Origin of the sequence: Pseudomonas sp. AFG_SD02_1510_Pfu_092, assembly GCF_003331055.1 — a bacterium.
GTDB lineage: Bacteria > Pseudomonadota > Gammaproteobacteria > Pseudomonadales > Pseudomonadaceae > Aquipseudomonas.
Genome location: NZ_PUQD01000005.1, coordinates 100,432 through 116,753 on the forward strand (window position 1 = coordinate 100,432; position 16,322 = coordinate 116,753).

The 16,322-nt window shown below is 62.3% G+C and carries 14 protein-coding genes; 8 read left to right on the top strand and 6 right to left on the bottom strand.

Annotated elements, in window-relative coordinates:
• Window positions 1-47 precede the first annotated feature (47 nt).
• On the bottom strand, window positions 48-1,868 hold the full coding sequence (gene typA, locus C6A77_RS04190) for a translational GTPase TypA (protein WP_016712460.1): 1,821 nt from the start codon (window positions 1,866-1,868) through the stop codon (window positions 48-50).
• A 127-nt stretch (window positions 1,869-1,995) separates the two neighbouring features.
• On the bottom strand, window positions 1,996-3,450 hold the full coding sequence (thiI, locus tag C6A77_RS04195) for a tRNA uracil 4-sulfurtransferase ThiI (protein WP_114168152.1): 1,455 nt from the start codon (window positions 3,448-3,450) through the stop codon (window positions 1,996-1,998).
• A 490-nt stretch (window positions 3,451-3,940) separates the two neighbouring features.
• Between thiI and glnA the strand changes: the two genes are divergently transcribed.
• From glnA to ntrC, 3 genes are all read left to right on the top strand, one after another.
• The gene (glnA, locus tag C6A77_RS04205; RefSeq protein ID WP_114168153.1) at window positions 3,941-5,347 is read left to right on the top strand and encodes a type I glutamate--ammonia ligase; all 1,407 of its coding nucleotides are present in this window, start codon (window positions 3,941-3,943) and stop codon (window positions 5,345-5,347) included.
• 353 nt (window positions 5,348-5,700) lie between these two features.
• Window positions 5,701-6,786, top strand: coding sequence for a nitrogen regulation protein NR(II) (glnL, locus tag C6A77_RS04210; protein ID WP_114168154.1), 1,086 nt, complete (start codon window positions 5,701-5,703; stop codon window positions 6,784-6,786).
• Window positions 6,783-8,219 (top strand): nitrogen regulation protein NR(I), encoded by a 1,437-nt coding sequence (ntrC, locus tag C6A77_RS04215; protein ID WP_003249213.1) that lies wholly within the window; start codon window positions 6,783-6,785, stop codon window positions 8,217-8,219. The genes glnL and ntrC overlap by 4 nt, the downstream gene beginning before the upstream one ends.
• A gap of 378 nt (window positions 8,220-8,597) precedes the next feature.
• Here ntrC and C6A77_RS04220 read toward each other — a convergent pair whose 3' ends face one another.
• On the bottom strand, window positions 8,598-9,035 hold the full coding sequence (locus C6A77_RS04220) for a hypothetical protein (RefSeq protein WP_114168155.1): 438 nt from the start codon (window positions 9,033-9,035) through the stop codon (window positions 8,598-8,600).
• On the opposite strand from C6A77_RS04220, the gene trmL reads away from it, so the two are divergent.
• Complete coding sequence (gene trmL / locus C6A77_RS04225) at window positions 9,034-9,495, top strand: tRNA (uridine(34)/cytosine(34)/5-carboxymethylaminomethyluridine(34)-2'-O)-methyltransferase TrmL (RefSeq protein ID WP_114168156.1); 462 nt, start codon at window positions 9,034-9,036, stop codon at window positions 9,493-9,495. The two genes, C6A77_RS04220 and trmL, sit on opposite strands and share 2 nt — an antisense overlap.
• A 163-nt stretch (window positions 9,496-9,658) precedes the next feature.
• Here the strand turns inward: trmL and secB are convergent, their stop codons facing one another.
• The 3 genes from secB to C6A77_RS04245 are packed head-to-tail and all read right to left on the bottom strand — an operon-like array spanning window position 9,659 to window position 10,853.
• Window positions 9,659-10,144: a protein-export chaperone SecB gene (gene secB / locus C6A77_RS04235; protein WP_114168157.1), complete on the bottom strand. Its 486-nt coding sequence runs from the start codon at window positions 10,142-10,144 to the stop codon at window positions 9,659-9,661.
• A gap of 39 nt (window positions 10,145-10,183) precedes the next feature.
• The gene (grxC, locus tag C6A77_RS04240; protein ID WP_003249204.1) at window positions 10,184-10,438 is read right to left on the bottom strand and encodes a glutaredoxin 3; all 255 of its coding nucleotides are present in this window, start codon (window positions 10,436-10,438) and stop codon (window positions 10,184-10,186) included.
• A 1-nt stretch (window position 10,439) separates the two neighbouring features.
• A complete protein-coding gene (locus C6A77_RS04245) occupies window positions 10,440-10,853 on the bottom strand; it encodes a rhodanese-like domain-containing protein (RefSeq protein ID WP_114168158.1) in 414 nt (137 codons plus the stop codon).
• 207 nt (window positions 10,854-11,060) lie between these two features.
• Here C6A77_RS04245 and gpmI point away from each other — a divergent pair, with 207 nt between their 5' ends.
• From gpmI to C6A77_RS04265, 4 genes are all read left to right on the top strand, one after another.
• Window positions 11,061-12,596, top strand: coding sequence for a 2,3-bisphosphoglycerate-independent phosphoglycerate mutase (gene gpmI, locus C6A77_RS04250; RefSeq protein ID WP_114168159.1), 1,536 nt, complete (start codon window positions 11,061-11,063; stop codon window positions 12,594-12,596).
• Window positions 12,597-12,836: 240 nt separating this feature from the next.
• Window positions 12,837-14,141: a murein hydrolase activator EnvC gene (locus C6A77_RS04255; RefSeq protein WP_114168160.1), complete on the top strand. Its 1,305-nt coding sequence runs from the start codon at window positions 12,837-12,839 to the stop codon at window positions 14,139-14,141.
• A gap of 78 nt (window positions 14,142-14,219) precedes the next feature.
• Complete coding sequence (locus tag C6A77_RS04260) at window positions 14,220-15,536, top strand: S41 family peptidase (RefSeq protein ID WP_114168161.1); 1,317 nt, start codon at window positions 14,220-14,222, stop codon at window positions 15,534-15,536.
• Between the two features lie 8 nt (window positions 15,537-15,544).
• Complete coding sequence (locus C6A77_RS04265) at window positions 15,545-16,312, top strand: divergent polysaccharide deacetylase family protein (protein ID WP_114168162.1); 768 nt, start codon at window positions 15,545-15,547, stop codon at window positions 16,310-16,312.
• The last annotated feature ends 10 nt before the right edge of the window (window positions 16,313-16,322 follow it).

Consider the following 16,322-nt stretch of genomic DNA (forward strand, 5'->3'; position numbering starts at 1 on the left):
GCCCCCGGCCTTTCGACCGGGGGCGTTTTCATTCAGCCTGAGCTAACTCAGTTCTTGGCTTTCTTGGCAGCGCGGGTACGCTCGCCTTCGTCCAGGATCTTTTTGCGCAGACGGATCGACTTCGGCGTCACTTCGCACAGCTCGTCGTCCTGGATGAATTCCAGAGCCTGCTCGAGGGTGTGGCGAACTGGCGGAACCAGGGCGATGACTTCGTCTTTGCCCGAAGCACGCATGTTGTCGAGCTTCTTGCCCTTGGTCGGGTTCACGCCCAGGTCGTTGTCACGGCTGTTCAGGCCGATGATCTGACCGTTGTAGATCTCCTGGCCGTGTTCGACGAACAGCTTGCCACGAGCCTGCAGGGTTTCCAGCGAGTAGGTCAGTGCCTTGCCGGTCTCGACCGAAACCAGAACACCGTTCAGACGGCCGGACATCTGGCCCGACTTCATGGTGTCGTAGCGATCGAAGATCGAGGTCAGGATGCCTGCACCGTTGGTCAGGGTCAGGAACTGGTTACGGAAACCGATCAGACCACGGGCTGGAATGTTGTATTCCAGGCGAACACGGCCCTTGCCATCCGGCACCATGTTGGTCAGGTCGCCTTTACGCAGGCCCATCTCTTCCATGACCTTGCCCTGGGATTCTTCAGGGATGTCGATGGTGACGTTTTCGAACGGTTCCTGCTTCACGCCGTCAACTTCGCGGATGATCACTTCAGGACGGCCTACAGCCATCTCGAAGCCTTCACGGCGCATGGTTTCGATCAGAACGGACAGGTGCAGCTCACCACGGCCCGATACCTTGAACTTGTCAGGGGAATCGGTTTCCTGAACGCGCAGGGCTACGTTGTACAGCAGCTCTTTGTCCAGACGGTCCTTGATGTTACGGCTGGTGACGAACTTGCCTTCCTTACCGCAGAACGGCGAGTCGTTGACCTGGAAGGTCATCGAAACGGTTGGCTCGTCAACGGTCAGCGGCTTCATCGCTTCTACCGCATCCGGGGCGCACAGGGTGTCGGAAATGAACAGCTCGTCGAAACCGCTGATGCAGACGATGTCGCCAGCCTGAGCTTCTTCGACGTCGACGCGGTGCAGGCCGTGGTGGCCCATCAGCTTGAGGATACGGCCGTTACGCTTCTTGCCGTTGGTGTCGATGGCGACCACCGGGGTGTTCGGCTTGACGCGACCACGGGCGATACGGCCAACGCCGATAACACCGAGGAAGCTGTTGTAGTCCAGTGCCGAGATCTGCATCTGGAACGGGCCGTCACGGTCAACGGACGGTGCCGGTACGTTGTCGACGATCGACTGGTACAGCGCGGTCATGTCTTCGCCCATTTCGGTGTGGTCCAGACCGGCAATGCCGTTCAGGGCCGAGGCGTAGACGACTTTGAAGTCCAGCTGTTCGTCGGTGGCACCGAGGTTGTCGAACAGGTCGAAGATCTGGTCCAGAACCCAGTCAGGACGCGCGCCCGGGCGGTCAACCTTGTTGATCACGACGATCGGCTTCAGACCGGCTTCGAAGGCCTTCTTGGTCACGAAGCGGGTTTGCGGCATCGGGCCGTCCTGGGCATCGACCAGCAGCAGCACGGAGTCGACCATCGACATCACACGCTCGACCTCGCCACCGAAGTCGGCGTGGCCGGGGGTGTCGACGATGTTGATGTGGTAGCCGTTCCAGTTGATGGCGGTGTTTTTCGCCAGAATGGTAATACCGCGCTCTTTTTCCTGGTCGTTGGAGTCCATGACGCGCTCGTCGTTGAGCTCGTTACGCTCCAGGGTGCCGGACTGACGCAGGAGTTTGTCGACCAGGGTGGTTTTACCATGGTCAACGTGGGCGATGATGGCGATGTTACGCAGATTTTCGATCACAACTGTATCTCGATCAGAGGATTCGGTTGCCGCCAGTTTAGGCGGCGAATATGTACGCTTTGAGGCTCAGCGGGCCCGATGGTCGGGAGGGCGATGGCGGATGCTGCCGCCATACAGCCCTGGCGTCTTATGCCGGACGATAAACACGCACATTGGCATGTCCCTCACTGAGCAGGTGGTGTGCGTGCAGACGGCTCATCACACCTTTGTCGCAATACAGCAAGTACTGGCGCGTAGGGTCCAGGTGTTTGAACTTGCTGTTGATCGCATAGAACGGCATGGTCTGGATTTCGATACCTTCCAGCACCAGAGGTTCGTCTTCCTGGGCATCGGGGTGACGAATGTCGATGACGATCTGGCCTGGCAGTGCCTCGGCCACTTCCTCGATTTCGATATCCTTGCCCAGCTCATCGATCACGTGGTCGATGGAGATGAACCTGGCGCGCTCCAGGGCGCGCTCCAGCACGGCCATGTCGAACTGCTTTTCTTCGTGCTCCATGCGGTGACGCTTGGCATGGGTGGTCGGGTTCACCGAGATCACGCCGCAATATTCCGGCATGTGCTTGGCGAAGTCGGCGGTGCCGATTTCGTTGGCCTGGTCGATGATGTCCTGCTTGTGGCTGGCCAGCAACGGGCGCAACACCAGCTTGTCGGTGGCCGAGTCGATTATCGACAGGTTCGGCAGGGTCTGGCTGGACACCTGGGAAATCGCCTCGCCGGTGACCAGCGCATCGATCTGCAGGCGGTCGGCCATATGCGCGGCGCCGCGCAGCATCATGCGCTTGAGGGTCACGCCCATGTAGCTGTTGTCGACCTTGTTGAGAATCTCGCCGACCACTTCTTCGAACGGCACGCTGATGAACAGCACGCGCTGGCTGCTGCCGTACTTCTTCCACAGGTAGTGCGCCACTTCCATCACGCCCAGCTCGTGGGCACGGCCACCGAGGTTGAAGAAGCAGAAGTGGGTCATCAGGCCGCGGCGCATCATCTGGTAGGCCGCCACGGTGGAGTCGAAGCCACCGGACATCAGCACCAGGGTCTGCTCCAGGGCGCCCAGCGGGTAGCCGCCGATGCCGTTGTGCTGGTTATGAATCACGTACAGGCGCTGGTCGCGAATTTCGATGCGCACCAGCACTTCGGGGTTTTTCAGCTCGATGCCGGCGGCGCCGCACTGCTGGCGCAGCTGGCTGCCGACGTAACGGTCGACGTCCATCGAGGTGAAGTCGTGGTGGCCGCCACGCTTGCAGCGCACGGCGAAGTGCTTGCCGGCCAGCAGGTGGCCGAAGTGCTGCTTGCACTTGGCGACGATGTCGTCGAAGTCGCCGAGCGGGTATTCCTCTACCTGCAGGAAGTGGGTGATCCCCGGGGTGCAGGTGAGGCGCTCGATCATCTCGCGCTGGGCTTTTTCGTCTTCGACGCGGGTGACCACTTCGAGATTATCCCAGACACCATCGACCACGAGCTCAGGGTCGAGGTCCTTGAGCACGTTGCGAATGTTCTTGCCGAGCTGGCGGATGAAGCGCTTGCGCACCGGCCGGCTCTTGATGGTGATTTCTGGGAAGACTTTGACGATAAGTTTCATTGGTTAACAGCGCGCGCAGGGCCTGCCGAAAATGAGGGGCGCGAATTATATCGGAAATTGCTCAGGATTTGACCAACTTTTGATCAGAAGCTTGCAGATAAATACAGGGAACAGGTTTTGCGGCGGCTGTGCCGGCCCTTTCGCGGGTGAACCCGCTCCCACAGGAATGTCACAACCTTCGAAATCTGTGCGGCCCCTGTGGGAGCGGGTTGACCCGCGAAGAGGCCCCCAAAGAAGGCACAACATCCAAGCCATGCACGCTATTGGTGCGCGACCACCAAAAATCGCCTCGTAACAGTGCACTTTTCCGGGCCAAGCCCCTGCCCAATGCCCACAGACGCCCCCTTTTATCCCGAACTCGCCATTTTCGGGCACTGGCATGCAATTTGCTCCCTTGTGAGGCAGGTAAGCTTGGCCGACTATCCGCGCCCGGCAACACCCTTTTTCCAGGGCAGCGGCCAACCGCGCTCTAGACCATCCGGAGGACAACATGTCGAAGTCGGTTCAACTCATCAAAGATCATGACGTCAAGTGGATTGATCTGCGTTTCACGGACACCAAAGGCATTCAGCACCACGTGACCATGCCGTCGCGTGATGCGCTGGACGACGACTTCTTCGAAGTCGGCAAGATGTTCGACGGTTCCTCCATCGCTGGCTGGAAAGGCATCGAAGCCTCCGACATGATCCTGATGCCGGTCGACGAAACTGCCGTACTGGACCCGTTCACCGAAGAGCCGACCCTGATCATCACCTGCGACATCGTCGACCCGTCGAGCATGCAGGGCTACGATCGTGACCCACGCGCCATCGCCAAGCGCGCCGAAGAGTACCTGAAGAGCACCGGCATCGGTGACACCGTATTCGCCGGCCCAGAGCCTGAGTTCTTCATCTTCGACGAAGTGAAGTTCCACTCGGACATCTCCGGTTCGATGTTCAAGATCTTCTCCGAGCAAGGCTCGTGGATGACCGGTGCGGACGTCGAAGGCGGCAACAAGGGCCACCGCCCAGGCGTGAAAGGCGGCTACTTCCCGGTTCCGCCGTTCGACCACGACCACGAAATCCGTACTGCCATGTGCAACGCACTGGAAGAAATGGGTCAGACCGTCGAAGTTCACCACCATGAAGTGGCAACTGCCGGCCAGAACGAAATCGGCGTCAAGTTCAACACCCTGGTGAAGAAGGCTGACGAAGTACAGGCGCTGAAATACGTCGTGCACAACGTTGCCGACGCCTACGGCCGTACCGCCACCTTCATGCCGAAGCCACTGTACGGCGACAACGGCTCGGGCATGCACGTACACATGTCGATCTGGAAAGACGGCAAGAACACCTTCGCCGGTGAAGGCTATGCCGGCCTGTCCGATACCGCCTTGTACTTCATCGGCGGCATCATCAAGCACGGCAAGGCCCTGAACGGCTTCACCAACCCGTCGACCAACTCCTACAAGCGTCTGGTCCCAGGCTTCGAAGCCCCGGTAATGCTGGCCTACTCGGCGCGCAACCGTTCCGCCTCGATCCGTATTCCTTACGTCGGCAGCCCGAAAGCCCGCCGTATCGAAGCACGCTTCCCGGACCCGTCGGCCAACCCGTACCTGGCCTTCGCAGCCCTGCTGATGGCCGGCCTGGACGGCATCCAGAACAAGATCCACCCAGGCGATGCTGCCGACAAGAACCTGTACGACCTGCCACCAGAAGAGGCCAAGGACATTCCGCAAGTTTGCGGCAGCCTGAAAGAAGCCCTGGAAGAGCTGGACAAGGGCCGTGCGTTCCTGACCAAGGGCGGCGTGTTCTCCGACGACTTCATCGATGCCTTCATCGAGCTGAAGAGCGAAGAAGAAATCAAAGTCCGCACCTTCGTGCACCCGCTGGAATACGAGCTGTACTACAGCTGCTGATCTGATCGGCGCCTGGCGCCGGTAGCCTGATCACGACGGCCTCCTTCGGGAGGCCGTTTTCATTTGTGCGGTACACAGAAACCCCGCCCGTCACGCTATGCTCTATCTTGGTGCACGATTGAACGCCGTGCCCCTATTTGCTCCCCAATCTGGTTCAAGTGAAACGCTTCACCAAGACTTTATGGTCCGAATTCGCGCAGATTCAGGCCTTAATCGGCCAATCCCGCTTCTTTTCGGAGCTTTGGTTTGTTTCTTGCATTTTTCCAGGCAGAGAGTCTCGCATCAGCGGATCCAACCTGCGCACAGCCATGGCGCCAAGCCGGCCAAGCGCCAAAAGAGGTCAACGACGCCTTATGACCATCAGCGATGCACAGCACCGTCTGTTACTGGACAACCTGACCACCGCCACGCTGCTGCTCAACGCCGAGCTGCGCCTGGAATACATGAACCCGGCGGCGGAAATGCTGCTGGCGGTCAGTGGCCAGCGCAGCCACGGGCAGTTCATCAGCGAACTGTTCACCGAGTCGACCGAGGCACTCAGCTCGCTGCGCCAGGCGGTCGAACAGGCGCACCCGTTCACCAAGCGCGAAGCGCAGCTCACCTCGCTGACCGGGCAGACCATCACCGTCGACTATGCGGTAACGCCGATCCTGCACCAGGGCCAGACCCTGTTGTTGCTCGAAGTGCACCCGCGTGACCGGCTGCTGCGCATCACCAAGGAAGAGGCCCAGCTGAGCAAGCAGGAAACCACCAAGATGCTGGTGCGCGGCCTGGCCCACGAGATCAAGAACCCCCTTGGCGGTATCCGCGGCGCCGCCCAGTTGCTGGCCCGCGAGCTGCCCGAGGAAAGCCTGCGCGACTACACCAACGTGATCATCGAAGAGGCGGACCGCCTGCGCAACCTGGTCGACCGCATGCTCGGCTCGAACAAGCTGCCATCGCTGGCGATGACCAACATCCACGAGGTACTGGAGCGGGTCTGCAGCCTGGTGGAAGCCGAAAGCCAGGGCTGCATCACCTTGGTGCGCGATTATGACCCGAGCCTGCCGGACGTGCTGATCGACCGCGAGCAGATGATCCAGGCCGTGCTCAACATCGTGCGCAACGCCATGCAGGCGATCAGTTCGCAGAACGAACTGCGCCTGGGCCGCATCACCCTGCGCAGCCGCGCCCTGCGCCAGTTCACCATCGGCCACGTGCGCCATCGCCTGGTGGCACGGGTGGAAATCATCGACAACGGCCCGGGCATTCCGCCAGAACTGCAGGAAACCCTCTTCTACCCCATGGTCAGCGGCCGCCCGGACGGCACCGGGCTGGGCCTGGCCATTACCCAGAACATCATCAGCCAGCACCAGGGCCTGATCGAGTGTGAAAGCCATGCAGGCCACACCGCCTTCTCGATCTACCTGCCTCTGGAACAAGGAGCCACAGCCTCATGAGCCGAAGTGAAACCGTATGGATCGTCGACGATGATCGTTCCATCCGCTGGGTACTGGAAAAAGCCCTGCAACAGGAGGGCATGACCACCCAGAGCTTCGACAGCGCCGATGGCGTGATGGGCCGCCTGGCGCGCCAGCAGCCGGATGTGATCATTTCCGATATCCGCATGCCCGGTACCAGCGGCCTCGACTTGCTGGCGCAGATTCGCGAGCAGCACCCACGGCTGCCGGTCATCATCATGACCGCGCACTCCGACCTGGACAGCGCCGTGGCCTCATATCAAGGTGGCGCCTTCGAGTACCTGCCCAAACCGTTCGACGTTGACGAGGCGGTGTCGCTGGTCAAGCGCGCCAATCAGCACGCCCAGGAGCAACAAGGGCTGGATGTGCCGCAGAACCTGGCACGCACCCCGGAAATCATCGGGGAAGCACCGGCGATGCAGGAGGTGTTCCGCGCCATCGGCCGCCTCAGCCATTCGAACATCACCGTGCTGATCAACGGCGAGTCAGGTACCGGCAAGGAGCTGGTGGCCCACGCCCTGCACCGGCACAGCCCGCGCGCGGCGTCGCCGTTCATCGCCCTGAACATGGCCGCCATCCCCAAGGACCTGATGGAGTCGGAACTGTTCGGCCACGAAAAAGGCGCCTTCACCGGTGCGGCCAACCTGCGCCGGGGGCGCTTCGAACAGGCGGACGGCGGCACCTTGTTCCTCGACGAAATCGGCGACATGCCCGCCGACACCCAGACCCGCCTGCTGCGGGTGCTGGCCGATGGCGAGTTCTATCGGGTGGGCGGCCATGTGCCGGTCAAGGTCGATGTACGCATCATCGCCGCCACGCACCAGAACCTGGAGTCGCTGGTACAGGCCGGCAAGTTCCGCGAGGACTTGTTCCATCGCCTGAATGTGATCCGCATCCACATCCCACGGCTGGCCGACCGCCGCGAGGATATCCCCGCCCTCGCCCGCCATTTCCTTGCCCGCGCAGCTCAGGAGCTGGCAGTGGAACCGAAGATTCTCAAGCCGGAGACCGAGGAATTCATCCGCAACCTGCCTTGGCCAGGCAACGTGCGGCAGATGGAGAACACCTGCCGCTGGATCACCGTGATGGCCTCCAGCCGCGAAGTGCTGATCGGCGACCTGCCGCCAGAGTTGCTGAACCTGCCGCAGGACGCCGCGCCAGTCACCAACTGGGAGCAGGCCCTGCGCCAGTGGGCCGACCAGGCACTGGCGCGCGGGCAGACCAGCCTGCTGGACAGCGCGGTGCCAAGCTTTGAGCGGATCATGATCGAGACGGCGCTCAAGCATACCGCCGGGCGCCGGCGGGATGCGGCGCTGTTGCTGGGCTGGGGGCGCAATACCCTGACGCGCAAGATCAAGGAGCTGGGAATGAACGTGGCGGGTGGCGATGATGAGGAAGGTGACGACCATTAACCATTGACTGCCTGCACCGACGCATTCGCGGGTAAACCCGCTCCCACAGGTACAGCGCCAGCCTCAAGGTTAGCGCAGTCACTGTGGGAGCGGGTTTACCCGCGAATGCGTTGTAAGAACCAGAACAAGTTTCAGCCCTCCGATGCACCGATCCTGTGCCCGATGCACCTCTCCAAGGCACAAATCCCCTCAAAACCCGGCCAGATTCCCCTCAAAGCCCTTTATTCACGGGCTTGGCAAACCTGGCACGCCCCCTGCAATAGCCAATACATACCCAGTTTCGGGGGCCCTGGTACAGGCAGGCCGGGTGAACCCCTCTTTTATTCGCAGCACCCGTTTCGGGGACCTCGGTACAGGCAGGCCGGGATATCCCCTCTTTTATTCGTGCAGTTTCACCTGCACCCGCCAGCGCCCGGCGTCCTCTGCACCAGCCCATTCGCCGCGCAGAGGGCGCGCGGCCACTACCGTCAGCAACAAACCCTCCTGGCTGTGCTGCAGCCGCCAGCTCACAGGCTTGCCCTGCAGGCTCAGTTGCCCTTGCTGCGCCTTGCCGCGCGCCTGGAACAGCAACGCAACCGTACCCTCCACATTCTCGCCATGCAGCTCGGGTTCTTCGTTGAACCACAGGTCCAGGCCATCCTGCACCACCTGCACCTGCTGCAGCTCACGCTCATCGGGCGTGGTCAGGCGGCCGATCATCAGCCCCACCATCAAGCCGACGATGGCCAGCGACAGCATCACCCGCGGCAACGCTTTCGAACGCTCGTCCGGTTCAGGGGTAGAATGCCCGTCATCTTCACGCTTGGAGCCGTGCATGTTTCACGTCATCCTTTTTCAACCAGAAATTCCGCCGAATACCGGCAACATCATTCGCCTGTGCGCCAACAGCGGCTGCGCCCTGCACCTGATCGAACCCATCAGCTTCGAACTGGATGACAAACGCCTGCGCCGCGCGGGGCTGGACTACCACGAGTATGCCACGCTCAAGCGCCACCAGAGCCTGGCCGGGTGCCTGGAAAGCCTGGGCAACCCACGGCTGTTCGCCTTTACCACCAAGGGTTCGCACCCGTTCCACGAAGTGGCCTACCAGCCGGGTGATGCCTTCCTGTTCGGGCCCGAGAGCCGTGGCTTGCCAGCCGAAGTGCTGGACAGCCTGCCGGCCGAGCAGCGCTTGCGCCTGCCGATGCGTCCGGGGTGCCGCAGCCTGAACCTGTCCAATACCGTGGCGGTGACGGTGTATGAGGCGTGGCGGCAGAACGGCTTTGCCGGGAGTTGATGGGTTGCCTGTGCCGGCCTCTTCGCGGGTAAACCCGCTCCCACAGGGACCGCAAGAGACTTGAAGCTAGTGCAACACCTGTGGGAGCGGGTTTACCCGCGAAAGGGCCGGCACAGATAACAAAAAAGCGCCCCGAAAGGCGCTTTTCTGATACCGACAGCGATTACTGCACGGTCGGCACTTCACCCGCTTCTTGCATACGCTGCATTTCCTGCGCGTACAGGGCGTCGAAGTTGACCGGCGACAGCATCAGGGCCGGGAACGAACCACGGGTCACCAGGCTGTCCAGGGTCTCGCGCGCGTACGGGAACAGGATGTTCGGGCAGAACGCACCCAGGGTGTGGCTCATCGAAGCCGCGTCCAGGTTCTTGATCAGGAAGATACCGGCCTGCTGCACTTCAGCGATGAAGGCCACTTCATCACCGTTCTTGACGGTGACCGACAGGGTCAGCACCACCTCGTGGAAGTCACCTTCCAGGGCTTTCTGCTTGGTGTTCAGGTCCAGGGCAACGCTCGGCTCCCAGGTCTGACGGAAGATCTGCGGGCTTTTCGGGGCCTCGAACGACAGGTCGCGCACATAGATACGCTGCATGGAGAACTGAGGGCTGTTGTCTTCTGCAGCAGCGCCGTTGGTCTGTTGGTCAGTCATGGCAGATCCTTATCCTAATGTTTTTGAATGCAGTGCAAATCAGGCCGCCAGCAGCGCATCGAGCTTGCCGGCGCGCTCCAGGGCGTAAAGGTCATCGCATCCACCGACATGGGTACTGCCGATCCAGATCTGCGGCACCGATGTACGGCCGGCCTTCTGGCTCATCTCGGCACGCACCTGGGGCTTGCCGTCGACCTTGATTTCCTCGAAGGCCACGCCCTTGCTCTCGAGCAGGTACTTGGCGCGCATGCAGTAGGGGCAGTAGTCGCTGGAATAGACGATGACGGGCTTCATATCACTTCACCAGGGGCAGGTTATCGGCTTTCCAGCTGGAAACGCCACCGCTCAGTTTGGCGGCGTTGTAACCAGCTTTGAGCAATTCGCGGCAAATGGTGCCGGACTGCTGGCCCATCGAGTCGACCACGATCAGAGTCTTCTCTTTGTGCTTGTCCAGCTCGCTCATGCGGTTGACCAGTTTGTCCTGCGGGATGTTCACCGCGCCGACGATGTGCCCGGCGGCGTATTCCTTGGTCGGGCGGATATCGATGACCAGGGCCTTCTCGGCATTGACCAGAGCAGTCAGCTGGCCATTGCTCAGGCTTTGGCCGCCGCGACGGATTTCGTTGACCAGCAATGCGACCAGCAAAACAACGAAGATCGCCACCAGGATGTAGTGGTTTGTCGCAAATTGAATCAGGTTAGCAACCATCTGGGGTGTTCCACGCGATTGAAAATGCCGGCCAGTATACACAGCCCCTTATTGCCACCAAAGCCCGACGGGCCGGCGGCAAAGCCACCAGCGCATCGCCGGCACATGCGCGCCGGTCGGCGGGAGGGGAGGAATATTCGCCGCCGGTGGCGTAATTGCCCTAAAATGCGTGTCTTTATCATCTTTGAACAACCGTGAGTTTGATTGATGACGAGTACGCCCAAACCCCTGGTCCTGATCATCCTGGATGGCTTCGGCCACAGCGAAAGCCCCGAATACAACGCCATCTACGCCGCCAACACACCGGTCTACGACCGCCTGCGCGCCAGCCAGCCGCATGGCCTCATTTCCGGCTCGGGCATGGATGTCGGCCTGCCGGACGGGCAGATGGGCAACTCCGAAGTCGGTCACATGAACCTCGGCGCCGGCCGTGTGGTGTACCAGGATTTCACCCGGGTGACCAAGGCCATCCGTGACGGCGAGTTCTTCGAGAACCCGGTGCTCACCGGCGCCGTGGACAAGGCCGCCGGCGCCGGCAAGGCCGTGCATATCCTCGGCCTGCTGTCCGATGGCGGCGTACACAGCCATCAGGACCACCTGGTGGCCATGGCCGAACTGGCCGCACAGCGCGGTGCGCAGAAGATCTACCTGCACGCCTTCCTCGATGGCCGCGACACGCCGCCACGCAGCGCGCAATCGTCCATCGAACTGCTCGACGCCACCTTCGCCCGGCTGGGCAAGGGCCGCATCGCCAGCATTATCGGCCGCTACTACGCCATGGACCGTGACAACCGCTGGGACCGCGTCAGCGCCGCCTACAACCTGATCGTCGACAGCACGGCCGAACACAGCGCCGACACGGCCCTGGCCGGCCTGCAAGCTGCCTACGCCCGCGACGAGAGCGACGAGTTCGTCAAAGCCACGCGCATCGGTGAAGCGGTCAAGGTCGAAGATGGCGACGCGGTGATCTTCATGAACTTCCGCGCTGACCGCGCCCGCGAGCTGTCGCGCGTGTTCGTCGAGGCCGATTTCAGCGAATTCCCGCGCGCACGCCTGCCGAAACTGGCCGCCTACATCGGCCTGACCCAGTACTCGGCGAAGATCCCGGCGCCTGCCGCCTTTGCCCCGGCCAGCCTGAACAACGTGCTGGGCGAATACCTGGCGAAAAACGGCAAGACCCAGCTGCGTATCGCCGAGACCGAGAAGTACGCCCATGTCACCTTCTTCTTCTCCGGCGGCCGCGAAGAGCCGTTCGAAGGCGAAGAACGCATCCTGATCCCGTCGCCGAAGGTCGCTACCTATGACCTGCAACCGGAAATGAGCGCGCCAGAGGTGACCGACCGTATCGTCGAAGCCATCGAGCAGCAGCGCTACGACGTCATCGTGGTCAACTACGCCAACGGCGACATGGTCGGCCACACCGGCGTGTTCGATGCCGCGGTAAAAGCCGTCGAGGCTCTGGATGGCTGCGTCGGCCGTATCGTCGAAGCGCTGGACAAGGTCGGCGGCGAAGCGCTGATCACCGCCGACCACGGCAACGTCGAGCAGATGGAAGACGAATGCACCGGCCAGGCGCATACCGCGCACACCACCGAGCCGGTACCGTTCATCTATGTCGGCAAGCGCCAGGTCAAGGTGCGTGACGGCGGCGTGCTGGCCGATGTGGCGCCGACCATGCTGAAGCTGCTGGGGCTGGAGAAACCGGCAGAAATGACCGGTACTTCGATCCTGGTCGATGCCTGATTTTGTGTATGGGGGCCGCGTTGCGGCCCAATCGCCAGCAAGCCAGCTCCCACAGGATCACCACAGGCCTTGAAACTGTGCAGTACTTGTGGGAGCTGGCTTGCCGGCGATTGGGCTGCAAAGCAGCCCCCTTTGGCATGAATTCCAGACAAACGCCCCTCTGCACCCGCAGCGAGGCGTTTTTTTTGCACGCCCGCGCGGGCATACTAGGCCAGTCTCCATCCCCGGTACGCCAACCCCATGCTTCGCGCCCTGATTTTCCTAGCCCTGTCTTGCCTGCTCAGCCCGGCCTTCGCCGATGAGCGTGCGCAGACCCAGCAGCAACTGGACGCCACCCGCCAGGACATCGCCGAGCTCAAGAAGACGCTGGGCAAGCTCCAGGAAGAAAAGGCCGGTGTGCAAAAGGACCTCAAAGCCACCGAGACCGATATCGGCAACCTCGAAAAGCAGGTGGAGGCACTGCAGCAAGAACTAAAAAAGACCGAGGGCGAGCTGGAGCGCCTTGATACCGAGAAAAAAAAACTCCAGAGCGCCCGCATTGAACAACAACGACTGATCGCCATCCAGGCGCGTTCGGCCTACCAGAACGGCCGCGAGGAATACCTCAAGCTGCTGCTCAACCAGCAGAACCCCGAGAAGTTCGCCCGCACCCTCACCTACTACGACTACGTGAGCAAGGCGCGCCTGGAGCAACTGCGCACCTTCAACGAGACCCTGCGCCAATTGGCCAACGTCGAACAGGAGATCGCCACCCAGCAGCAACAGCTGTTGGCCCAGCGCGCCGACCTCGACAGCCGCCGACAGGCCCTGGAAGCCGAGCGCGGCAAGCGTCAGCAGGTGCTGGCCAAGCTCAACAGCGACATGAAGGAGCGCGACCAGAAGCTGCAATCGCGCGAGCAGGACCAGGCCGACCTGTCCAAAGTGCTCAAGACCATCGAGGAAACCCTTGCCCGCCAAGCCCGCGAGGCCGAGGAAGCGCGCAAGAAGGCCTTGCTGGCCCAACAGGAAGCGGAAAAACGCCGCCAGCAGGAAGCCCTGGCTGCGGCCGCCAGCCGCGACCAGGCGCGCGAACCTGTCGAACCGCCGAAAAAGGCCCGCACCACCCTCGGCCCGATAGTTTCCAGCGACGGCGCAAGCTACGGTGGCGCATTTTCTGCCGCACGGGGAAAACTTCCATGGCCAGTCAATGGTCGATTGCTCGCGCGCTTCGGTGATGCCCGCGGCAGCGACGTCCGTGCCAAGTGGGACGGGGTGATGATCAGCGCCAACCCGGGCACCCAGGTACGTGCCGTGCACGGCGGGCGGGTGGTGTTCGCCGACTGGTTGCGTGGTGCCGGACTTCTGGTCATTCTCGACCATGGCAACGGTTACCTGAGCCTGTACGGCCATAACCAGAGCCTGCTCAAGAGCGCCGGTGATATCGTCAAGGCCGGTGAGGCCATTTCCACCGTTGGCGACAGCGGCGGCCAGGAAGCCGCCGGCTTGTACTTCGCCATCCGCCAGCAGGGCCGGCCTACCGACCCTTCGCAGTGGTGCCGCGGCTAGTCAAATTTCTACGGCGTAGCCCCCAGGCTGCGCCGATGCTCCGCAGGGAGCGCCTACAGGATCAGGAGTTCGTTCGACATGCTGCACTCGCCTCGTCTCACCCAGCTGGCCCTGTCCATCGCCCTGGCGGTCGGTGCGCCCCTGGCCTTGGCCGCGGAGCCAGCCAAGCCGGCCGCCGTCACGGCCACCGAGGTGACCGCCAAGGCGCCACTGCCGCTGGAAGAGCTGCGCACCTTTGCCGAGGTCATGGACCGCATCAAGGCGGCCTACGTCGAGCCGGTGGATGACAAGACCCTGCTGGAAAACGCCATCAAGGGCATGCTCAGCAACCTGGACCCGCACTCGGCCTACCTCGGCCCGGAGGACTTCCAGGAGCTGCAGGAAAGCACCAGCGGCGAGTTCGGCGGGCTGGGTATCGAAGTGGGCCAGGAAGACGGCTTCATCAAGGTAGTGTCGCCGATCGATGACACCCCGGCTTCGCGTGCCGGCGTGCAGGCCGGCGACCTGATCGTCAAGATCAATGGCGCCCCGACCCGCGGCCAGAGCATGACCGAAGCGGTCGACAAGATGCGCGGCAAGGTCGGCGAGAAGATCACCCTGACCCTGGTGCGCGACGGCGGCACGCCCTTCGATGTGACCCTGGCCCGCGCGGTCATCCAGGTCAAGAGCGTGAAGAGCCAGCTGCTGGAGAACGACTATGGCTACATCCGCATCACCCAGTTCCAGGTCAAGACCGGCGACGAAGTGGGCAAGGCCCTGGCCAAGCTGCGCAAGGACAACGGCAAGAAATTGCGCGGCGTGGTGCTGGACCTGCGCAACAACCCGGGCGGCGTGTTGCAGTCGGCGGTGGAGGTGGCTGACCACTTCCTGACCAAGGGCCTGATCGTCTACACCAAGGGCCGTATCGCCAACTCCGAGCTGCGCTTCTCGGCCGACCCGGCCGACGCCAGCGACGGTGTGCCACTGGTGGTGCTGATCAACGGCGGCAGCGCCTCGGCTTCGGAAATTGTCGCCGGTGCCCTGCAAGACCAGAAGCGCGCCGTGCTGATGGGTACCGACAGCTTCGGCAAAGGCTCGGTGCAGACCGTGCTGCCGCTGGCCAACGACCGGGCGCTGAAGCTGACCACGGCGCTGTACTTCACCCCCAATGGCCGCTCGATCCAGGCCCAGGGCATTGTCCCCGACATCGAAGTGCGCCAGGCCAAGCTCACCGCCGAAGCCGACACCGACAACTTCAAGGAAGCCGACCTGCAAGGCCACCTGGGCAACGGCAACGGCGGCGCTGACCGGCCGACCGGCAGCAGCAAGCGCAAGGAGCGCCCGCAGGATGACGACTTCCAGCTGAGCCAGGCCCTGAGCCTGCTCAAAGGCCTGAACATCACCAAAGGCGACTGATCCACCCCATGCGTTATCTGCTGTGTCTGCTGTTCTGCCTGATGGCCGGTGTCGCGCAAGCGGCGCCGGCTGGCAAAGCCTACCTGAGCATCATCATCGACGACCTGGGCCAGAGCAGCGAGCGCGACAGCCGCACCCTGGCCCTGCCCGGGCCGGTGACCATGGCGATCATGCCCGATACCCCGCACGCCACCGACTTCGCCCGCCAGGCGCACAAGGCCGGCAAGACGGTGATCCTGCACATGCCCATGGACCCGGCCACCGGGCCTTATGCCTGGCACCCCGGCATCCCGATCGAAGAACTGGCCAGGCGCCTGGACAGCGCACTGCTAAAAGTGCCCTACGCGGCCGGCATCAACAACCACATGGGCAGCCGCATGACGGCACAGCGCGAGCCGATGGCCTGGTTGATGGGCGAATTGCAACGGCGTCACCTGTTCTTCGTCGACAGCCGTACCAGTGCCGCCACCGTGGCCGCAGCTGAAGCGCAAGCGCAAGGCCTGGCGCATGTTTCACGCGATGTATTCCTCGACGACGTGCGCACTACCGAGGCGATTGGCGCACAGCTTCAGCAAGGCATCGCCGTGGCCCGCAAGCAGGGCTCGGCAGTGCTGATCGGGCACCCTTACCCGCAGACGCTTGAGGTACTGGCACGCGAACTGCCTCGCCTGGAAAGTCAGGGGGTAATTTTGCTCGACCTGCCGCAGATGATCGCCGAACGCGGCAACCAGGCCATGCCGGCGCATGGCCGGCACGGTCGCTACAGCAACCGCTGAGCAGGCCGCT